19 protein-coding genes are annotated in these 20,826 nt (G+C 56.5%); 5 read left to right on the top strand and 14 right to left on the bottom strand.

Going from position 1 to position 20,826, the window contains the following annotated elements:
• Positions 1-148 (top strand): magnesium transporter (locus AB5Y85_RS16605; protein WP_368221823.1); only part of this gene is annotated, 148 nt, incomplete at its 5' end.
• 84 nt (positions 149-232) lie between these two features.
• Here the strand turns inward: AB5Y85_RS16605 and AB5Y85_RS16600 are convergent.
• The 4 genes from AB5Y85_RS16600 to AB5Y85_RS16585 form a co-directional block, all read right to left on the bottom strand.
• Positions 233-1,198 (bottom strand): ABC transporter permease, encoded by a 966-nt coding sequence (locus AB5Y85_RS16600; RefSeq protein ID WP_257687607.1) that lies wholly within the window; start codon positions 1,196-1,198, stop codon positions 233-235.
• A 2-nt stretch (positions 1,199-1,200) separates the two neighbouring features.
• On the bottom strand, positions 1,201-2,319 hold the full coding sequence (locus AB5Y85_RS16595) for an ABC transporter permease (RefSeq protein WP_005357011.1): 1,119 nt from the start codon (positions 2,317-2,319) through the stop codon (positions 1,201-1,203).
• Complete coding sequence (locus tag AB5Y85_RS16590) at positions 2,319-3,884, bottom strand: ABC transporter ATP-binding protein (RefSeq protein WP_005342527.1); 1,566 nt, start codon at positions 3,882-3,884, stop codon at positions 2,319-2,321. The genes AB5Y85_RS16595 and AB5Y85_RS16590 overlap by 1 nt, the downstream gene beginning before the upstream one ends.
• 85 nt (positions 3,885-3,969) lie before the next feature.
• Positions 3,970-4,968: a BMP family protein gene (locus AB5Y85_RS16585; protein WP_005340803.1), complete on the bottom strand. Its 999-nt coding sequence runs from the start codon at positions 4,966-4,968 to the stop codon at positions 3,970-3,972.
• A gap of 507 nt (positions 4,969-5,475) precedes the next feature.
• Here AB5Y85_RS16585 and uvrD point away from each other — a divergent pair.
• Complete coding sequence (gene uvrD / locus AB5Y85_RS16580) at positions 5,476-7,647, top strand: DNA helicase II (RefSeq protein ID WP_107683292.1); 2,172 nt, start codon at positions 5,476-5,478, stop codon at positions 7,645-7,647.
• Positions 7,648-7,987: 340 nt separating this feature from the next.
• Here the strand turns inward: uvrD and AB5Y85_RS16575 are convergent, their stop codons facing one another.
• From AB5Y85_RS16575 to AB5Y85_RS16565, 3 genes are all read right to left on the bottom strand, one after another.
• Positions 7,988-9,355, bottom strand: a complete 1,368-nt coding sequence (locus AB5Y85_RS16575; RefSeq protein ID WP_081990725.1) for a DUF4910 domain-containing protein — start codon at positions 9,353-9,355, stop codon at positions 7,988-7,990.
• Positions 9,356-9,357: 2 nt separating this feature from the next.
• The gene (locus AB5Y85_RS16570; RefSeq protein WP_101530411.1) at positions 9,358-10,152 is read right to left on the bottom strand and encodes an AAC(3) family N-acetyltransferase; all 795 of its coding nucleotides are present in this window, start codon (positions 10,150-10,152) and stop codon (positions 9,358-9,360) included.
• 146 nt (positions 10,153-10,298) lie between these two features.
• Positions 10,299-10,736 carry a DUF2846 domain-containing protein gene (locus AB5Y85_RS16565; RefSeq protein WP_047438473.1) on the bottom strand — a complete coding sequence of 146 codons (438 nt, stop codon included), beginning with the start codon at positions 10,734-10,736 and terminating at the stop codon, positions 10,299-10,301.
• Between the two features lie 516 nt (positions 10,737-11,252).
• Between AB5Y85_RS16565 and AB5Y85_RS16560 the strand changes: the two genes are divergently transcribed.
• A complete protein-coding gene (locus AB5Y85_RS16560) occupies positions 11,253-12,611 on the top strand; it encodes an MATE family Na+-driven efflux transporter (protein WP_203119931.1) in 1,359 nt (452 codons plus the stop codon).
• Positions 12,612-12,773: 162 nt separating this feature from the next.
• Positions 12,774-13,256: a hypothetical protein gene (locus AB5Y85_RS16555; RefSeq protein ID WP_180993701.1), complete on the top strand. Its 483-nt coding sequence runs from the start codon at positions 12,774-12,776 to the stop codon at positions 13,254-13,256.
• 174 nt (positions 13,257-13,430) lie between these two features.
• Here the strand turns inward: AB5Y85_RS16555 and ydfZ are convergent, their stop codons facing one another.
• Positions 13,431-13,628, bottom strand: a complete 198-nt coding sequence (ydfZ, locus tag AB5Y85_RS16550; RefSeq protein ID WP_064339119.1) for a putative selenium delivery protein YdfZ — start codon at positions 13,626-13,628, stop codon at positions 13,431-13,433.
• 310 nt (positions 13,629-13,938) lie between these two features.
• Between ydfZ and AB5Y85_RS16545 the strand changes: the two genes are divergently transcribed.
• The gene (locus tag AB5Y85_RS16545) at positions 13,939-14,439 is read left to right on the top strand and encodes a DUF1993 domain-containing protein (protein WP_064339118.1); all 501 of its coding nucleotides are present in this window, start codon (positions 13,939-13,941) and stop codon (positions 14,437-14,439) included.
• A gap of 101 nt (positions 14,440-14,540) precedes the next feature.
• On the opposite strand, the gene AB5Y85_RS16540 is transcribed toward AB5Y85_RS16545, so the two are convergent.
• From AB5Y85_RS16540 to AB5Y85_RS16515, 6 genes are all read right to left on the bottom strand, one after another.
• Positions 14,541-15,053 carry a cupin domain-containing protein gene (locus AB5Y85_RS16540; RefSeq protein ID WP_064339117.1) on the bottom strand — a complete coding sequence of 171 codons (513 nt, stop codon included), beginning with the start codon at positions 15,051-15,053 and terminating at the stop codon, positions 14,541-14,543.
• A 279-nt stretch (positions 15,054-15,332) separates the two neighbouring features.
• Complete coding sequence (locus AB5Y85_RS16535; protein ID WP_005340820.1) at positions 15,333-15,989, bottom strand: DUF3313 domain-containing protein; 657 nt, start codon at positions 15,987-15,989, stop codon at positions 15,333-15,335.
• Positions 15,990-16,379: 390 nt separating this feature from the next.
• A complete protein-coding gene (locus AB5Y85_RS16530; protein WP_368221819.1) occupies positions 16,380-17,510 on the bottom strand; it encodes a PotD/PotF family extracellular solute-binding protein in 1,131 nt (376 codons plus the stop codon).
• A 57-nt stretch (positions 17,511-17,567) separates the two neighbouring features.
• Positions 17,568-18,203 (bottom strand): LysE family translocator, encoded by a 636-nt coding sequence (locus AB5Y85_RS16525; RefSeq protein WP_194494870.1) that lies wholly within the window; start codon positions 18,201-18,203, stop codon positions 17,568-17,570.
• Positions 18,204-18,243: 40 nt separating this feature from the next.
• Complete coding sequence (locus AB5Y85_RS16520) at positions 18,244-19,065, bottom strand: AraC family transcriptional regulator (RefSeq protein WP_288728174.1); 822 nt, start codon at positions 19,063-19,065, stop codon at positions 18,244-18,246.
• A gap of 58 nt (positions 19,066-19,123) precedes the next feature.
• Complete coding sequence (locus AB5Y85_RS16515) at positions 19,124-20,737, bottom strand: IS1634 family transposase (RefSeq protein ID WP_201991050.1); 1,614 nt, start codon at positions 20,735-20,737, stop codon at positions 19,124-19,126.
• Positions 20,738-20,826 lie beyond the last annotated feature (89 nt).

The following is a 20,826-nucleotide window of genomic DNA, read 5'->3' as shown; positions in this document are numbered from 1 at the left end:
GGCCGCCCTGATGGGGGTCATCATCCCCATGACCATGACCCGCCTCGGCCGCGACCCGGCAGTCGGTGCCAGCGTGATGATCACCGCCATCACCGACACCGGCGGCTTCTTTATCTTCCTCGGGCTGGCGACCCTGTTCCTGCTGTAACCAGCCATTCAAACCATAAAAAACAGGCCCACCGAAGTGGGCCTGCTGTTATCTGTGTGATCGGGAATATTGCGATAAAAGGCGCTACTCCCGCTCCTTCACATAAGGTGTACCAAGCGCCTTCGGCGCCACCGCGCGGCCGATAAAACCGGCCAGCAGGAACACGGTCAGGATGTAGGGCAGCGCCTCGATGGCCTGCACCGGAATGGCGAAGCCACCGATGCTGACCCCTTGCAGCCGGATGGCGACCGCATCGAGGAAGCCGAACAGCAGGCAGGCTGCCATGGCATTCCAGGGGCGCCACTTGCCGAACACCAGCGCCGCCAGCGCCATAAAGCCCTTGCCCGCACTCATGTTGGGGATGAACTGGGCCGTCTGGGCCACCGCCAGATAGGTGCCACCGATACCGGCCAGCAGGCCGCCGATGAGGAGCGCGGTGTAGCGCATCCGCACCACAGAGATACCGGCGGTATCGACCGCTGCGGGCGCCTCGCCCACCGCCCGCAGACGCAGACCGAAGCGGGTACGGAACATCACCCACCAGGCCAGCGGCACACAGGCAAATGCCACGTACTCCAGCAGGGAGTGGCCGCTCAGCAGCTCGCTGTAGAGCTGGCCGATCACCGACACATCCCACAGCTCCTTGGCATAGGGCAGATCGATGGGGGCGAAACGGGCATCCCCGGAGAGCGCCGGGGTCTGGCCACCCTGATCGAACCAGTAACGGCCCAGGGTGACGGTCAGACCGGCCGCCAGAATGTTGATGGCCATGCCGCTCACCACCTGATCACCGCGATGGGTGATGGTGGCAAAACCGTGCATCAGGGCAAACAGGATGGAGACACCCACCCCGGCACCCAGACCTATCCAGGCAGAACCGGAGACCGCCGCCGCCGCACCACTGGCGAACGCCGCCGCCAGCAGTTTGCCTTCCAGCGCGATATTGACCACCCCGGAGCGCTCGCAGAACATGCCCGCCATGGCGGCAAGAATCAACGGTGGTGCGGTCCGAATGGTCGCATCCAGCATCAGGATCAGAATTTCAAACATGATCAGACTCCTTTAGCTTGCGCGGCTGAGCGGTTGGCAAACGCCAGATAGAGCTGCTCGATACGCGGACGCATCATGTGCTCAAGGGCGCCACAGAACAGGATCACCAGACCCTGCAACACCACTACTATGTTGCGGTCGACACCGAACTCGAAGCTGAGCTCGGCGCCCCCCTGATAGAGGAAACCGAACAGCAGGCTGGCGATGATGACGCCGACCGGATGGTTGCGCCCCATCAGCGCCACCGCGATACCGGTGAAGCCGAACCCTTCCACGAAGTTGAGCTTGATCTGGTGCAGCTCACCCTGCAGCACGTTGAGGGCGAAGAAGCCCGACAGCATACCGGAGATGACCATGGCCAGGATCACCACCTTGGGATAGGAAATACCGGCATAGGCGGAGGCGCTCTGGCTGGCCCCGACCGAGCGGATCTCGTAACCCCAGCGGGTGTGCCAGATAAAGACCCACACCAGCGCCGCACAGATCAGCGCCCAAAAGAAGCTGATATTGAGCGGGCTGTTGGGGATCTCCATCCCGAACAGGTTCGCCAGCCCGCTCATCTTGGGCAGCCAGCTTGCTTCGGCAAACACCTTGCTCTCGGTCGCCATCGAGCCGGGCGGCTTGAACACCTCCACCAGCAGATAGGCCATCAGCGAGGCGGCGATGAAGTTGAACATGATGGTGGTGATCACGATGTGACTACCGCGCTTGGCTTGCAGCCAGGCCGGAATAAAGGCCCAGGCCGCACCGAACAGACCACCGGCAATGATGGAGAGCGGCAACAGCAGGGCAAACGGCAGCACATCGCCGAGCATCAGACAGACCAGACCGACACCGAGCCCGCCGATATAGGCCTGACCTTCGCCACCGATATTGAACAGACCGGCGTGGAAGGCGACCGCCACCGACAGACCGGTAAAGATAAAGCCGGTTGCGTAGTAGAGGGTGAAACCGACCCCTTCACCGGTGCCGAACGCGCCGTACCACATGATCTTGGCGGCATCGACCGGGTTGATGTCGAGGTAGTAGAACAGAATGGCCGACACCAGGAAGGCCAGCAGGATGTTGACCGCAGACAAGACGCCTACGGAGACCCAGGCAGGAATACGTACTTGGCTCATCAGTGGGCCTCCTTGGCAACTTCATCCGGCACTATGTTGGCCATCATCAGGCCGATAGTGCGCTCATCCGCCTTGGCACCATCCAGCTCGCCAACGATGCGACCATCGGCAATGACCAGAATCCGGTCTGCGAGGCTCATGATCTCGTCCAGCTCCACCGAGACCAGCAAGACAGCCTTGCCCTTGTCGCGCATGGCGATGATCTGCTGGTGGATATACTCGATGGCGCCGATGTCGACCCCGCGGGTCGGCTGGCCGATCAACAGCACATCCGGGTCCTGCTCCACTTCACGGGCGATCACCAGCTTCTGCTGGTTGCCACCGGAGAAGTTGGCGGTCTTGTGATCGGGATGGGGCGGGCGCACGTCCCACTTCTCCATCTTGGCCTGACAATCCTGCTGGATCGCCTCCTTATTCTGCAGCCACCCCTTGTTGTATTGCGGACGGCGGTGATAACCGAGAATAAAGGCCTCTTTCGCCTCGAAGCGGTTGATCAGACCCATCTTGTGGCGATCTTCCGGCACATGGCCGAGGCCGTAGTTGCGCACCAGCTCGGGATCGGCCGGGTGCTCCGCGCTCACCTTGTGCACGCCGCTGCGGCTGCTGATGGTGAAGCCGCCCTTGCTCGGCTTGAGAATGCCGCCAAGCAGACTGAGCAGTTCGGACTGGCCGTTACCGGAGACCCCGGCGATGCCGACCACTTCACCGGCCCGCACCTCGAAGCTGACCGATTTGACCCGCTCCACCTTGCTGGCGTCGAAGTAACTGAGCCCTTCGATCTTCAGCTTGGCTTCACCGGGCTGGGTTGGCCCCTTGTCGACCTTGAGGCGCACCTTGCGGCCCACCATCAGCTCGGCCAGCTGCTCCTTGTCGGTATCCTTGGTGGCGACATGGGCCACCATCTCGCCACGGCGCATGATGGAGACCTGATCGGTAATGGCCAGGATCTCCCGCAGCTTGTGGGTGATAAGGATGATGGTTGCCCCCTGATCCCGCAGCTTTTTCAGCACCTCGAACAGGTGATCCGCCTCTTGCGGGGTCAGTACCCCGGTCGGCTCGTCGAGGATCAGGATGCGGGCGCCGCGATAGAGCGCCTTGAGAATTTCGACCCGCTGTTGCAAGCCAACCGGCAGATCTTCGACCTTCTCGTGCAGCGGCACGTCGAGGCCATAATCCCGCGCCAGTTCGCCAAGCAGCTTTTCGGCTGACGCCACGCTCTGCTGAAGGTGCCAGCCGTTCTCAGCGCCGAGGATGACGTTTTCCAATACGGTGAAGTTGTTGACCAGCATGAAGTGCTGGTGAACCATGCCCACCCCTGCGGCAATCGCATCTTGTGAGCCATGGGGTTTGAAAGGATTCCCGTCGATCAGCATCTCGCCTTTGTCGGCATGGTAGAAACCATAAATGATGCTCATCAGGGTGGACTTACCGGCGCCATTTTCGCCGACAATGCCGTGGATACTGCCTTTGCGAACCTTAAGGTCGATCAGCTTGTTGGCGTACACTTCGCCGAACCGCTTATCGATACCTCTTAATTCGATGGCATAGCGATCTGTCTGGTCCATGATGCAGCCCTGCGTTTCATGAAATAAGACTAAAAACCGGCCCGTGCGGGCCGGTGGTGCGTTGAGAGTAGTAGCAACTATCTAATTAGTATTTGCAGGTGTTATCGCTCATGTAGTCATGAACCTTGACCTTGCCAGCGATGATTTCAGCCTTGATGGCATCTACCTTGGCTTTCATTTCCGGGGTGATCAGCTTCTCGTTGTCCTTGTCGAGAGCCCAATCCACACCGCCTTCGGCCAGACCCAGGTTCTTGATACCCGGCTTCCACTCGCCTTTGGCAGCGTCATCCCAGGTCTGGTAAGCGGCCAGACCCACAGACTTGACCATGGAGGTCAGCATGGTGCCCGGTTGCAGGTGGTTCTGGTTGGAGTCCACCCCGATGGCGAACTTGCCGCTGTCCTTGGCTGCCTGATAGACACCGATACCGGTACCGCCGGCTGCGGCGTAAACCACATCAGCGCCCTTGGCGAACTGGGACTTGGCCAGCTCGGCACCTTTCGCTGGGTCAGCAAACGCGGCCGGGGTAGAGCCCGCCATGTTCTGGAACACTTCGATCTTCGGATTGACGAACTTGGCCCCCTGCTCGTAACCGCACTGGAATTTGCGGATCAGCGGGATATCCATGCCGCCCACGAAGCCGACCTTGCCGCTCTTGGAAGCGATGGCTGCCAGTGCGCCCACCAGGAAGGAACCTTCATGCTCCTTGAAGATGACGGACTGGACGTTCGGCTTGTCGACCACCATGTCGATGATGGTGAACTGGGTTTTCGGGAATTCGGTCGCTACTTTCTCGACGGCAGAGCCCATGTTGAAACCGACCGCCACGATCGGGCCGTTGCCACGGCTGGCCAGACGACGCAGACCCTGCTCGCGCTGGGCTTCGTTCTGGGGTTCAAACTCTTTGACCTTGACGCCCTTGTCCTTGTTGTAGAGCTCGACGCCGTTACGGAACACGGCTTCGTTGAATGATTTGTCATACTTGCCCGCGGTGTCATAAATGACGGCTGGCTCGGAAGCAGCCTGAGCAGAGAGAGCAGCGAGAGTGAGGGAGGCCACAGTGGCCAGCTTGAGCACTTTAGTCACGATCGTATCCTTGATTGTTATTAAGTGAGGGAACTTGCTTGCCTGTCAGAGCAGGCTATCTAGCACGCAGGCTTACTCTAAGTCAGCCCCGATGCGGGTCAAGCAAATGATAAGGGAAAAACGTTTGCGTTAACGGTTTGAATTCTAAGCAAATAACATTATAAGCAGTTGTTTTTTAGCTACTTTTCAGTTTTTTATGCTAACAACCAAAAGACCCAAACGACATTTCTCTTATTGTTCAGCAAGTTACTGTAAACCGTTTTCCCCTCTTATTCATCCAGCCCCCCGGCAAGCCCGTGATCCGGCTCGCAAAATCCCCACAAACCGCGCGAGCAAGAGTTGGCTACAGCTGGAGACCTCCCCGTCCCGTTCTCTCTGCGCCAGCCAAAAATGGCCGCACCGGAGCCCCCCGCAAGCGCCCATCTTGCCCCTCCCCCCGAGTTTGGATTTGGTCTGGCAGGGGGATGGCCGTATAATCCCCGCCTGTATAAATAAACAGGAGTGGTGATGGACGTTTCAACCCTGCTCGACGGGCTCAACGACAAGCAAAGAGATGCCGTTGCGGCGCCCCGCAGCAACCTGCTGGTGCTGGCCGGTGCCGGTTCGGGCAAGACCCGGGTGCTGGTGCACCGTATCGCCTGGCTGATGCAGGTGGAACGCTGTTCACCCTTCTCCATCATCGCGGTCACCTTTACCAACAAGGCGGCGGCCGAGATGCGCGGCCGGGTCGAGAAGGTGATCGGCGACGGCGTGCGCGGCATGTGGATCGGCACCTTCCACGGCATCGCCCACCGCTTGCTGCGGGCCCACCATCTGGATGCGGGCTTGCCGCAGGATTTCCAGATCCTCGACTCCGACGACCAGTACCGGCTGATCCGCCGGGTGCTCAAGGTGCTCAACCTTGACGAGAAGCACTGGGCCCCGCGCGCCGTGATGGGCTACATCAACGGCAAGAAGGACGAGGGCTTGCGCCCCGGCGACATCGACCTCTACGGCGACCCCGTCACCCGAACCTATCAGCAGATCTACAAGACCTATCAGGAGACCTGCGATCGCTCCGGTCTGGTGGACTTCGCCGAGCTGCTGCTGCGCGCCCACGAGCTGTGGCTCAACAAGCCGCACATCCTCGAGCACTACCGCGACCGCTTCCAGAACATCCTGGTGGACGAGTTTCAGGATACCAACGGCATCCAGTACGCCTGGCTGCGGATGCTGGCGGGCAACAGCGGCAAGGTGATGATCGTCGGTGACGATGATCAGTCCATCTACGGCTGGCGCGGCGCCAAGATCGAGAACATCCAGCGCTTCCTGACCGACTATCAGGGCGCCGAGACCATCCGCCTCGAGCAGAACTACCGCTCCACCGCCAATATCCTCAAAGCCGCCAACAGCGTCATCGCCAACAACGCCGAGCGCCTTGGCAAGGAGCTGTGGACCGAAGGGGCCGAGGGCGAGCCGATCTCCCTCTACGCCGCCTTCAACGAGGTGGACGAAGCGCGCTTCGTGGTCGGCCGTCTCAAGGATTGGAAGGAAAAGGGCGGCCTGTTGGCCGACTGCGCCATCCTCTATCGCTCCAACGCCCAGTCGCGGGTGCTGGAAGAGGCGCTGATGCAGGACGCCATGCCCTACCGCATCTACGGCGGCCTGCGCTTCTTCGAGCGGCAAGAGATCAAGGACGCCATGGCCTACCTGCGGCTTATCAACAACCGCGGCGACGACGCCAGCTTCGAGCGGGTGGTCAACACCCCGACCCGCGGCATCGGCGATCGCACCCTCGAGATCCTGCGCGGCAACGCCCGCGATCAGGGGCTCAACCTGTGGCAATCGGCCAAGGCGCTGCTCAACGACAAGGTGCTGACTGGTCGCGCCGGTAACGCGGTGCGCGGCTTTGTCGAACTGATCGACGCGCTGGAGGAGCAGGTCTCCCTGCTGCCGCTGCACCAGCAGGCGGATATCGCCATCCAGAACTCCGGCCTCAAGGCGATGTATCTGGCGGAAAAAGGCGAGAAATCCCAGGCGCGGGTAGAGAACCTGGACGAACTGGTCACCGCCTGCCGCCAGTACCAGCGCCCGGACGAGCTGGAGGATATGAGCGATCTCTCCGCCTTCCTCGCCCATGCGGCGCTGGAATCCGGCGAGAATCAGGCCGACGAATATGCCGATGCGGTGCAGCTGATGACCCTGCACAGTGCCAAGGGGCTGGAGTTCCCGCTGGTGCTGCTGGTCGGCGTCGAAGAAGGGATGTTCCCCAGCCAGCAATCCACCGAGGAGTCAGGCCGGCTGGAAGAGGAGCGCCGCCTCTGTTACGTCGGCATGACCCGCGCCATGGAGAAACTCTACATCTGTTATGCCGAGAGCCGCCGCATCTATGGCCGCGAGATGTTCCACAAGCCGAGCCGCTTTATCCGCGAGATGCCCGCCGAGTGTCTGGAAGAGATCCGGCTGCGCACTCAGGTCAGCCGCCCCACCCAGTACGGCCGCTTTAGCCAGAACGAGGTGCAACAGAGCTTCGACGCCAGCGGCATCAAGCTCGGCCAGCGGGTGCTCCATCCGAAATTCGGCGAAGGGGTGGTACTCAACTTCGAAGGGGTCGGCCAGCAGAGCCGGGTGCAGATCCAGTTCGACGACGTCGGCGCCAAATGGCTGGTGACGGCATATGCCAGATTGGAAGCGCTCTGATTTTTCCTGCTCTTGATGCAATCAACCCGGCTTAGGCCGGGTTGGTTGAATCATTTATTGAGATGGCTTCATAACTCGCTCATTCGAATACGCTTCGCGATTTACCCAACCCAATGCCCACATCAGAGTAAGATAATGACTGGGACCCCATCCTAAGATACATTCACAACGGTGCTGAACTGAATAAGGCAGTACAATACAAAGAGGCAGACCAAAAGGAGATCAAAGCAATAACCATACCCCTTCCACAGAATATCAATGATAAACTTAAACATCAATTAAATATATATCAGAAATGGCCTACACTAATTCACCATTTGGTTCGATTGCCACATTAAAATTATATTTCACTTACTTCCTCCATACTATTTATCTTAGGTGAATATCGTGAGCTATTTATTAAGCCATCGATGCCAATATATATAGGTGAATCTAATAATGTAAGTAGATTATGTTCTACTAAGTTAGTGACTATCGGATATAACTCCCATACCGGAACACCACAAAGGTCTGCTATATCAATTAATGATCGCATCCCATCCGACCAAGTAAGCAAATCCATCATTACCTTTACTTCCTGACCACTTGATTTGGTTGATAACGTTGGATAAAGTCCTCGCCTTCCTAACTGTGGTTCACAATAAACGTTAACCTTTGGGTAGGTGAAATTTTCAATAGCTTCAATAGCTTTCATTAACGCATTATAGCCACCAGCCAATCCTTCGGGTGTAACCACATGTTCAAGATCATCAAGAGAGGTGTGGTATTCAGCATACTCACCATATTTTGTTCTCATAATTGATGCTATCGGTAAATCAACACCTGGCGCACAATATTGACGCTCATCACTACCTCTATCGGCCCAATTATAACGCTTGAAATTTTCATCTATATTCTTTAAGACATGTAATGCAATAATATCACTAATTGTTTTTCCATTTCTTGAGGGAAGATAAGAATAGCATCTATTATCTCCGACACAGGAGATGTTAAATCCAGCAAAAACGTTAGATTTTAAAGTTATGATATTTTTGCTTAAATATGTTATTGACCCAATGGTTTCTGGTATAAAAACAAATCTATATGTATACTTGTTGTTTTTCCTTTCACTCAACCACTTGGCCAGATATGCCGTGACAGAAATCCCAGACAGTTCATTATTTGCCATAGATGGGTGACAAATGTAGGTTGAAATAAAAACCTCTTTATCTGACTGCCCTCTAATTAATAGCTCACCATAAGTCAACCAACCATTAAATAGCTCAGAGTCTATAACAACATGGTACTCTCCTTCCTCTAACTGCATTCTGTCATTTTGTGAAATACAGAAACCCCACCTCTTTTTGTAATATGATGTGATATATGGTATTGCATTAGGCTGATCAGGGAGAGAATATAGGAATTTATTTAACTCCGATAAATCCATTCGTTTATTAACCGGAATACTATACCCCACTAAATGGAGATTATTTTCACGAAAGTCACATATCTTCTTACCGCTTGGTGTAATGATATATGCCTCGCGAACACGCCATTCTTCGGGGATCGTCCAATCGAAAACTTGCTCCCCCGACGCCACCTCATGCGTCCTGAGATCAGGAATTATATTGGTTAATTCTTTAAGGGTGTTCCTCACACCATCACCAGTAATACTCCTATTAAAATGCCACAGCGACTTGGCAAGAGCATGAATACAATTACCTATCATTACTACCGCTCCTCTATAGAAAATAAGTGGTCACGAGCTTTACCATCGTCTATGAGCTTACTTATATAGTTAAACATATCCGCAGCATTTATTGTTCTTAAGCCACTACCATGCCTGGGCCTGAATCCCTTATAAAGCCCTGCAGACCATAGCAACTCCCCAGCTGGATTCACATTTGTTACAACCCCACGTTCGATATCTCGCACATATAATTTATATTTTTTTCTTGTTGTTTCACCTTGAATGTTCGTGTAGTCTCCAGAAAATTCTTTGAAATATCGATAACTAACCATTTTTACTTCTTCAATATGATGATAAAACGTCATGCTGTACTGATCTTCCAAATCTAAAGATGCTATTTTACCACCCATATCCTTTAAAATACCAAATGGGGAATCTTCAGCATAAGCACTTTCATTATCAACTTTTGAAAACAACTTTTGATAATTACCAATAACTGCAAATGAATAAATTGGGTGTCCTGTTCTTATGGCATCTTTATGCTTTCGAGCAACCTCAGTTAATGAGCCCATTTGTGATGGTGTGGTTCTGATATCAAATGGCACACCTTGGGTAAAATCAAAGTTAAATAATGGCAACAACAATGTCCCTTGCTGTCCCAGCACATCCAACAGACTATCTAAAATATCGCCAGGAGAAATTGACGAACCATTTCTTTTGTATTCAAGAAGTGTTCTTTTAATATTACTATGAATAAGGACTGTATCTCCTGGTACGATTCCAGATTGAAGCCATCTCTGTCTGAGAGAGCTGACATGAAATATATTATTACTCATCTACATTTCCTTTATTCTGACAAAAACTCATCCCAAAACCCCATCAGATATTTATTTTTTAAGACCAGCAAAGCTGGGACACACACCTTTCTGACAGAGGCGTAGCTGATAACGCTACGCCCTGTTTATTCGGCGCAGGTACCTGATTACTTAACCAACTTGCTCTCCATCACCCCTTGCTTGCCCTCCTCTTCGCTGACCTGACTCAGCTTGGAGCGGGCCATCAGCAGGCCCATCTTGACCTCCTGCCATACGTAGTAGTTTTTACCCGCCTCGGTGCTGAGGGTCAGGGTGGCATCGTTCTCCGACTTGGAGGTGATGGTGTGGCTGCCCGGTGTCACCTGCTTGAGGATGTAGGTGTGGGCCACGGTATCGCCGACCGCCATACCATCCACCAGCAGCGGCATTTTGACGGCCGCCCCGAAGGTCTCGTTGCGATAGATATAGAGGTTGGCCGCATCCTTGGGCGCCACAAACTGCTTGGCCTGCGCGTCTGCGGTGGCATCGGCCATAGGTACGGAAGCACAACCGGAAAGCAGCGCCGCCGACAGCAGGGCGGCACCCATCATTATTTGCCTGAACATAGTCGTTATTTTTTAGTGGGTTAACGGGATTTAAAGGTTCGCATGAGCCTGTGTTGGCTGACAATCGCTCAAATCGAGCGGGGTGTGACCCGGCTCAATTTTCCAGTATTTGGCAGACTCCCCTGTCGCTATCATCCCTCTCGCCAAATCGGCCATTGCCCTTCAGAGCCCCGCTGGCAGCCAAACGGGAGCGTGTGGCCCGCCGCCTGTATGCATAAGACAAAACGATGGTATTTTCGCAAAAATTATAAATTAAATTTATACAAACCGTTTTGGCTGCAACTCAGGGCTCGGAGCTGCCATCACAGGTGCCAACAAGGGGTTGGCCGACTCAAAGATACGAGCCCGCAATTCAGCATGAAGGGAGACGCCAGCAGAAGGCCCATGATTTATCTCGTCTTTCAGCTGTGGCCAGCCAGCTGATTGAGTTGGTTTTTAATGACGCGATCATCCGAATATGTTTCGATATTCCCCCTGCACCGCTCAGCAAATTGACTATATCGCCAAGGATTATCAGTGCCTACTGGATTTATGAACCACGCCCACGCCAACCGACTGGCTATTAGAACCTGCGCATCTCTAAGCAGGATCAATTGGCCTCTCTACTTGGCGCTTTTGATCACAGCCGCTTTGCCGACTATCTATACCACCACGCGAATCTTCTACCTCGGCGATCTCCCGACAGAGTGGGGAGTCAACATTGCAAGCCAGCTGGCCTGGGTCAATCTGGGGCTGGAGGTTGTGCAGGAGGCGCTGATTCTGCCGTTGTTCTATCTCTTGGGAAAAACACTCCATGAGCGTGACGCCACACTGAACAAGCTCAAAACAGGCCTCATTGTCACCGTCGGGATCTATTCCCTCTTTACGGGTCTCATTGCTCTCTTCGCTATGCCACTGGTGCAGGCTATGGCTCAAAGCCCGGAGCAAGTTGCGGCCACCGTGGACTATATACGTCTCGAAATGATTGGCACGACTCTCTTCAATGCGGTTCGCTTCCTGACCATATTTTTCGTCCTGCAAGATTGGCGCCGCGCCATATATACCGTTCTTGCCATCCAGCTTCTGGTCAGTGTCACCCTTGATACACTTCTGCTCAGTCAGCAGGAATTTAGCTTTCGGCTAGGGGTCAACGGCATCGCGTACAGCAATATAGTGGCAAGCATCTGCACCCTCGTTTATGCGCTCGTAGTGGTCCGGCAGAGATACCGGCTCACCTCTGCTGACTTGCATGTGCAAGCCGACTTCGGATGGATGCGGGAGTGGTTCCGAGTTGGCAAATGGAGCGGCGTGGACTCATTGATACGGAATGCTTTCTTCCTCATTTTCATCATCAGAATGATCAATGTTGTCGAAGAACAAGGGACATTCTGGGTTGCCAACAGCTTTATATGGGGATGGTTACTGCTTCCGTTTTTACCGATGGCAGATCTCATAAAGCAAGATGTGTCACAAGGAGACAAGCTCCCGCATTGGGACAAAATGCTTGGCTATTTCACCACCTGCGTCCTCATAGCAATTGCATGGATACTCCTCTCACCGGGTTATGAATGGTTCATCAGAAACATCCTCAACACAGCGATCACCCAGCATCTTCACCTGATCCTGCTTTCGCTGCCGTTTTACATGCTGTTCATGTTCAACACCTGCATGGATAGCGTCCTGTATGGTCGGGGACAGACCCGTTATTTGGCCATTCAATCGGTGATCACCAACGTCACAGTCTATGGCACCGCCTATGCGTGCTACCTGCAAGGCTGGTTGACGCCATCACTCGATGGCATAGCGATTCTCTTTGGGTGTGGTATTGCGGTGGACACGCTGGTAACCGGATGGCTCTACAACCGGCACCTCCGACAAGAAAATTACGCAGTCTAGGCCATGTATGTTGCTAAAGCAGATAGCATCTCCCTGACGACTCAAACCGGCTTGAAACAAAAAGATGGGTGTCCCAATAAAAGTACCGCCAGCCAAGGCGTCATGTTGCCCCACCCCAGATGAGAGTCATTAATGTCTAAGTTAATACCGACACTGCGCCGGATGGGGTTGTGGTTGTTACGAAAAACGGCGCTGGCGCTGCTGACCAGCCTGCTGTTTATGATCTCGTTTACCCTGTTTCAATACGTGTCGTGGTGGCCCGCACTGACCGAGGATACGTCCCTCGAATGGAGTGGCCTCTCTTCAGGCCATACCATTGCCGAGCTGGCCCCGACCATGCTGGAGTTCAGCGTCGTGCTCGCTGGTGCTTTTTTACCCCTGTTTGTGCTGACACCACGTCTGCTGTTGCTGCTGCTCTTTGCCGGACTTTGGTTGTGGCAAACCTATGACCTCGCCTTTATGACGGCGACCGCCTCGACCTGGCAGCCTCACGAGATCATCTGGACTTTTATCCTGCCCCATACCCACTGGTTGCTGCTAACCCTGCTGCCGCCTCTGCTGCTGATCCGCCATCTGGACAACCAACTATTTGCCACAACGCCAACAGCACACTCGGAGATGAGCCCTCTTGCAGACAAACCGTAATCGAGGGAATCGTCCGATTACGCTTCGCTAATCGAACCTACACGACGACTCAAAGCGGCTTGAAGCGGTGCAATTGAAGGGCAGGTAAACAGAGAGGGGAGATCAGAAACCCGGCCGCCAGACGGGGCGCGGTGGCCGGGTGAATTGTAAAGAGTAGGGTGACAGGGAAAGGGATCAGCCTAGTCTAATCAACTCGATGGGGGCGTAACGCTCTCCGGAGTTTGCCAGCAGCACGCACTTCTCATGCTCCGCCTGATAGGGGGTCATGTTGTCGGTATGGGCCTCTTTCAGAAAATCGACTGCGCCAGTGGCGGTAATCATCACGCGCTGACCCAGGTTCAGCACATTGCGGTTACGGTCATAGATCTTCATTTCATTCTCCTTTTCTTGTGTCCTGGCGGATGCGCAGGCGTCTGTCCAGGACAACGGCATTCAGCCTACGCCCCTGAAAAAAGGTGATTTATGTCACAGATCAAAAAAGGGGCGATAAGGGACTCGCTGGCTCACAAAGCGAGCATCCCCCTTGGCCAGCGGTTGTCGCGCGAAGTAGCGCTACCCTGCCCTTTTCGTCGCGGCAGGCTCGAACCCGGCAGCGGTTGGGGTATATTGGTGGCCGATTAGCCAGTCTCATTCAATGTGGCCGCACACGCGGGCCGCTGTTTCAACAAGATGGAGAGTGCTCATGAATCGCGACATTACCGCCCAGTTCATCAAGATGCTGACCAATCTGGATCACTGTCTGGCCAAGGCCGAGGCCCACGCCGCGGCGAAGCAGTTCAACGTGGAGAACTTCTTCGGCGAGCGGCTGATCGTCGATATGCTGCCGCTGTCCAAGCAGGTGCTGATCTGCTGCGATTCGGCCCGCGCCGTGGTCGCCACCGCCAGCCACAGCGAGCTGCCGGCCATGGGCGATGACCCCAAGACCATGGCGGATCTGCGCGCCCATATCGGCAAGACCATCACCTATCTGCAAGGCAAGCTGGAGGCGGACTACAGCGAGTATGCCAGCGCCCGCTACGTGCCCCACTGGGCGGGCGGCAAGGGGATGGATGGCCATACCTGCGTCCATGAGTACGGCATTCCCAACTTCTACTTCCACCTCACCATGGCCTACGCCCTGCTGCGCCGCGCCGGGGTCGATCTCGGCAAGCGCGACTATCTGGGCGGGCTCAACCTGCAATAAGCGCTGCGCGCCACAGGCGGCAAACAGATAGCAAAAGCCTGCCACGCGGCAGGCTTTTTTATATCGGGTGGTACTGGGCTGGTGTGCAGAAGGGCTGCACCCTAGAAGGGGCCGTTGCGCTCGCGCAGCTTGTCGGGCAGGCCGTCGTGATCACCCAGCTCGCGCGCGGGTACGTCATCCCAGTGCAGCTTGCCAAGGGTGATATTGCGCTCGGGATGCACGGCGTAGTGGATGCGGTTGTCCTCCCGATCCGTGTCGCCGATGCAGAGCAGGCGGACGATCTCCTCGGTGTTGTTGATAAAGGCGTGGGCCAGCCCGTCACCGGCCTTGAAACCGACCGAATCCCCCGGTTGCAGCCGATAGAGCACGCCGTCGAGCCAGACATCCGGCGTCCCTTCCAGCACGTGGACAAACTCGTCTTCGGTCTTCTCGGCATGGGGCCAGCTGGTGCGATGGCCGGGCTCGACAATCTCGTGGTGAATGCCGATGCGGCTAAAGCCGAAGTGCTTGCCGAGGGCGCAACCGCGCGATAGGGGCTCCTGGCTGCCGGAGTAGTAGCGCGGCGTCTGCTCTTGCAGCTCGCTCCAGTGTTTGATGCAGGGGTGGCGATTCATAGCGGTTCCTTTTCTATGAGGATGCAGTCACGGGAAGGAGCATCCTAACTGCCTGAATGCGGCTGAGAAAAGCAGAAATCGGTCGCCGATTTCACCGCTGACAGCGAAACGGCGGACTCGGCGATGGGTCGATCGCCTATTCCGTAAGGGCTGAACGGCCATGCCAGCGGCATGTGGTGCGGACAAAAATAGAGACAAAAAGAGGGAGCCGCTGGCTCCCTCTCTCGATCTGTCTGCCCCCGTTTTCTGAGGCTGACATTCCGCTCTTATTTCCCGCTCTTATTTCCCCAGATTGTCCGCCAGCTGTTTGGCGCGGCTGGCCGCCCACTGGTCGATCATCTTCTCCATCTCCTCGGCGGTGATGGGCTCATCCTTGTGGGTGGTATCCGTGCTCTCACGGGCATCCATCACTCGCACCAGCAGCTTGCCGCTCCGGGAGTCGAGCAGCTGGGCCATGCTGCCCACCTTGAGCAGGTAAGGCTCCTTGCCGATCACTTCGCGGGTGACGTTGATGGCGATCTTGGCCGGTAGCAGGTCACGCAGCTTGGGGTCGGGGCGGGTCAGGTCGAAGTTGGTGACGGCGGCCTGGATCCGCATGACCTTCGGGCCGGGGGCGGTGGCGATCTTGACGCCCTGCTTGATCAGCTCGCTCTGGAACTTGTCGTGGTAGTAGCGGCCAATCTGGTTCTGTTCATTGGCGGTCAGCAGATACCACTGACCGTTCTCCTGACGAATAAACTGCAGCGGATCGAGCAGCACCTCATTGTATTGGCGCAGGTCAACGCCCGGCTCCTTGTAGACGCGCTGATTGGGGTTGCTCTCGCTCTGCTGGAAGGCAGTCAGCGGGATCGCCTGCAAGCTGTGGGATACCTGATTCTTGACGGCGCAGCCACCCAGCAGGGCCGCAGCCACGGCAACCATCACGACCTTTTTCATATTTGCTCCTGCATTTTACTGTTTGTTTTTGCTGTGAATTTCGCACCACATGGCTGGAGATCCCGTGCTGGAAGCCGCCAATGTCACAGAGAAATAACCTATTCATCACCTTCCTACAAGGGACAGATCAGGATTGTTCAGCTCACATCCAAGTTGTCACAATTGAGGCACTTTTGTACAGGGTCAGCCAGGGTACGAACGGCAATCTGGCGAGGGTTCGGTTGTTTAATCCGGCTAAATGGGGCGGCGGAAAGCGCGCAGTTTTTTCAAACGATAGAGGCCAGCGAGCGGCGTGAGTTGAACGGGGGAATGCCCTGGAACGCGCGATGACCGATCATCAGCCATCTTGCGCAAACTTGCCTGCCGCCGGAGAAGCGGCAGGCTCATTCATCAGTTATCGAGATCCCAGGGACACTGCTTGACCAGCCCCTCTTTGCCGCTGGCGACGATCGCCTGCTGCACCATCCGTTTGTAGCGATTCTTGATATGGGCGGGCAGCGCGGGCACCAGCAGCCGCTCGTCAAACTCCGGCAGCGGGCGATCCGGCAGCACCGCCTGCTCCTGCGGGCTGAGGGGCGGCCGGGAGGCCATATTGCTGGCCGAAATGGTGGGCGTGCCCACCAGCATCTGGCGTTGCAGCGGCGCGCTCAGCAGAAAATCCACCAGCAGGTAGGCGGCCTTGAGCCGAGCGGGATCATCGCCGACATGACGGGCGATGGAGATCGCATCGAGGGCATAGATGGCCCCCTCCTGCACCATGGCGATCCGCCACTGCTGATCGTTCTGCTTGTTGCACTCCACCAGCTCCAGCCCCCAGGTGGTGGCAAAGGTCTGCTGGCGCAGATCCTCACAGCGGTTGGCCTGATTGAACCAGAAGCCACGACTGGCTCGCAGCCGCTGCGAGAGCTGCTGCTCCACCTCTTGCTGCAAGGTCTTGTCGGCCAGCATCTCGCCACTGGCAAACAGGGCGGGCGACTTGCCCAGCGAGAGCAGCACCGAAAAGAGCAGCGGCTCGAACTGGTCGCAGAACTCGGCAAACTGACCCGGCGGCGAGCTGTTGGCGAGTACCTGCCAACTGGTTGGCGCTTGCGGCACCTGCTTGCTGTCATAGGCGAGGCTGAACATGGTGTAGGAGAAGGGTACCGAGTAGTTGCGCTCCCCCTGCTTGTCATACTCGGTGTTCTTGAGGGCAGGCTTCACCTCGGTGTAGTGCTGCAGACGGCTGAAATCGATGGGGAGCAGCAGCTTGAACAGCGGCTGGTGATGGGCCTTGTAGAAGTAGCTGGTCGGCAGCACCACATCGGCGCTGCGGGTGCGCAGGGCGCGGTAGACGCTGTCGAAATCGGTCAGCAGCGGCTCGATCCGGCTGACCGTCGCCTCCACCCCATGGGCTTTGGCGTAGTCGGCAAACTGTTGTTCATAACCCGCAGGCAGATAGCCCCACTCCAGCAATTTGAGCTGAACCGGGGCCGCCAGCGCCGGGGTCATCCCCAACAACCAGCAAAGAGGCAGTAGACGCATGGCCGGGTACTCCTGACAGGTAAACCTTGTTGGAGTATAGGCCCATGCGCCCACTCGTCAGGCCACCAGCTCAGCGCCCATGCTGGCCAGAATGGAGAGGCTGACCACCGCAAACAGCACGCCGGTCACCAGATTGAGCGGCCGCTGCACCCGCAGCAGCAGGCGCTGGGCGCGATCGGTGGAGAGGCTCCACGCCAGCAGCCCGAACCAGCAGAGGGAGATGATGAAGAGCTCGCCCACCAGCAGGCTGCGGGTCACCCCGTCCACCTCTGGTGTCACCATGGCGGCCAGCAGACCGATAAAGAACACCAGCGCCTTGGGGTTGAGCAGATTGGTGGCAAGGCCCGTGCGCACGCCCCTGCCCCAACCATGCAGCTCGTTGGCGGCGTTGGCCATCACGGTACTGCTCTGCTGGCGAGCCGCCATCAAGGCGCCCCACCCCAACCAGCCCAGATAGAGGGCGCCGCAGCACTTGATCACCATAAACAGCAGCGGGTGGCTGGCGATCAGCATGCTGATCCCGGTCAGGCTAAGGGTGGCGTGCACCATGATCGCCAGCGAGATGCCCAGCGCCGCACCAAGGGCGGTCGGCCGGTGCAGGCTGGTGCGCAGGATCAGGGCGAAATCGGGACCGGGGCTGGCCAGTGCAATAAGGTGCATCAGGCCGAGGGTAACGAACAGACTGGTCAGCATAACAACTCTCGCTTTAACGACGGAGAGCCAGCATGGCGGATCAGCAGGGGGGGCGGCTTGTAAAAGATTGCATCTGGGCACGAAATTCGGCGGGAGTCAGACCGAATGCCTGACGAAAGCCGTGGTGAAAGTGACTCTGATCGAAGAAGCCAACTGCCAGCGCCACCTCACTCACCGCCATGCCGCTCGCCAGTAACCGCTTGCCCTGCTCCAGCCGCAGCCGTTTCAGCCAGGCGTAGGGGGTCATGCCGCTGCGTTTCTTGAACTGGCGCAAGAAGGCGAAGCGATCGAGCCCGAGCAGACCCGCCAACTCTTCCAGCGAGTGGGGTTCGTCGAGGGTAGCCATCAGGTAGTCGCGCAGAAATCGCAACTGGGGATCCGCCAACTGGTGTACCTCGGGGGCCAGATGCAGCAGCTCTCCCAGCAGGGCGAGCAGCTGGCTCTCGATAAGCAGGCCATCGGCCTTGGGGTTGTCGAGATAGCCGTGCAGCTGGGCAAAGCCCTGATAGAGGTCGGGGCGGCTCTGCAATCCCTTGTCGAAGAAGGGTTCCGGCTGCTCCGGCAGCCAGAGCGCCAGCTGCTGGGGATCGATGGCGAAGACCCGCACCTCGTACCCTTCCGGCAGCAGGCTGAGGCCGTCGTGCACCTCATCCGGGTTGACGGTAGAGAGCACCCCGCGCACCAGATGGTGACTGTTCCCCTTGTGGATAAACTTCTGGCCACCCCGCTGCACCAGCCCGATATGGTAGTCGAGATGGACATGGCGGCCGTAGCTGAACGCCCTGTGGTGGGAGTGTGACAGCTCGACACCCGGCAGGTGCGGGGATTGCCAGTAGCGGATGAGGGAATCGGTGGTATTCATGGGTTATAGATACACCGCAAACAAGCTGAAAGCTTGTAGCCGACATTCCGCACCTGATTTAGGAATAAATTTGTCGGTAGCGCTCACCCAATACCTCCAAAATGATCTGCTGGTCTCCTGTTAGCTCCGTTACTTGTGGCGGAGCTTCTCCCAGTCGATATTCATGGATGCCACCAAAGCGCAAAAAGATCCAACGGGCCGTCGGCTGCTGGGTCGGTTTTTTTTTCATATCCGCCACACTGCGGTTCTGCGCCACTAATCCCTGCCTGATCCGGTGCTCCAACGCTGCGTAAATCATCAGGCTACAGGTCATCACCATCAGCAACGCTTCAATCCGCTCCGGTTTTTTCAGGTACAGTGAGGAGGTTAAAAACTCCGGGCTCTTGAGAAAACGAAAGCCTCGCTCGACATTCTGCTGTGCTTTATAGGTGGCCAACAGTTCGGCCATAGTCAGCGTATCGCTGTGGTCATTGGTCGCCAGGATGAACACCCCGGTCTGGTTGCGAGCCTCTTCAACGCAAGCCAGACTAGTTGCCGCCAACCCAGTGATTTGAAACTGATGGCCAATTGGCTCTTCGCCACTCTTGGGTCTGCCACGTCCTGTATAAACGGGTTCACCTACCACTTCGGCATCCAGTTGCAGCAGCATCAAGCTGGCGGTAAAACGGCTCAACTCAGCGTGGGCATCCGCTTGACAGGCAAAGCGTCGGGCACACAATTTGGCGAAGGCTTTGAGCTCGCGGGTGCTCTCTTTAAGCAGGTTTTTTGCCAGTGTCTGCTGCTCGCGATGGCTGGCCTGTTCGCTGCGCACCAACATCCAGCGCTGCGCGACGCCGGCATAATGGGCGGATTGCCAACAGCCATGATAACCATTGCCCAGCGCAACCAGCGACTGGGTGCCAATCGTTGCCACGGCCTGCTTGGCCTCATTCAACGTGACAGGCACCCGGGTGACAAACAGTTGCTGCTGTTGCTCCAGCAATTGCAAGGTCTCGGCGCAGTACAGTGCTGCATCACCGACCAGATAACGGCTCTCCTGCGCGGCCTTGAGGCTGCTCAAATGGCGACGAACAGTCTGGGCAAAGGCTTTGGTGTCGTTACTGTTGCCACTGAGGGCCTGCATGTAGATGGGTAGCCCGGCCTGATTTTCACAGATGAGTTCCAGAATAACCTGGTTCAGCTCTGGCCGATGATCTCGACTATAACCCCGCACCAATTGCAGCTTGCCGGTCTGCTCGCCATCGGCCTGGTCATAGGCGCCATCGACGTGGAAGCTGGTGATATCGAGGTGCACAGCGGTGCTTTTGAGCCCCAGCCGCTCGACGACTTGCGCCGCCATCACCTGATACAAGGTGCTGACATCGGCGTCGAAGAGGGCATCGAGACAGCGCCCGAGCACATCATCATTGAGGTCATCAGCACAGATCCCGGGGCCGATCAGGCGCTCAACCGGCTTGTTAGCGAAAAATTGCGGGAACATGTGCAGGGTGCTGCTGTGAAAGCCGAGGCCGTTCACTATCATGGCGACCAGCGCTTGACCATGTGAGACCTTGAAAGGGGGCGTTTTGGGGAGCACGGCATCGATCATGCGGGCAATGCCCAGTTCTTGGCAGAGTGCGGCGACCAAACCAAGGTGATCGAGGTTACGGATAGAGATAGCGGGAGCGGCCATGATGATCTACCTGCAAAAGAGAGTAATAGATCAGAATGGCCGATCGCCGTCAAGCTTTGAAAAAGCCAAAATTAGGTGCGGAATGACGG

Source organism: Aeromonas sp. R3-1 (assembly GCF_040908345.1).
Classification (GTDB): Bacteria; Pseudomonadota; Gammaproteobacteria; order Enterobacterales; family Aeromonadaceae; genus Aeromonas; species Aeromonas veronii.
The sequence above is the reverse complement of the archived record's forward strand: the minus strand, read 5'-3'. Positions and strand labels throughout refer to the sequence as shown.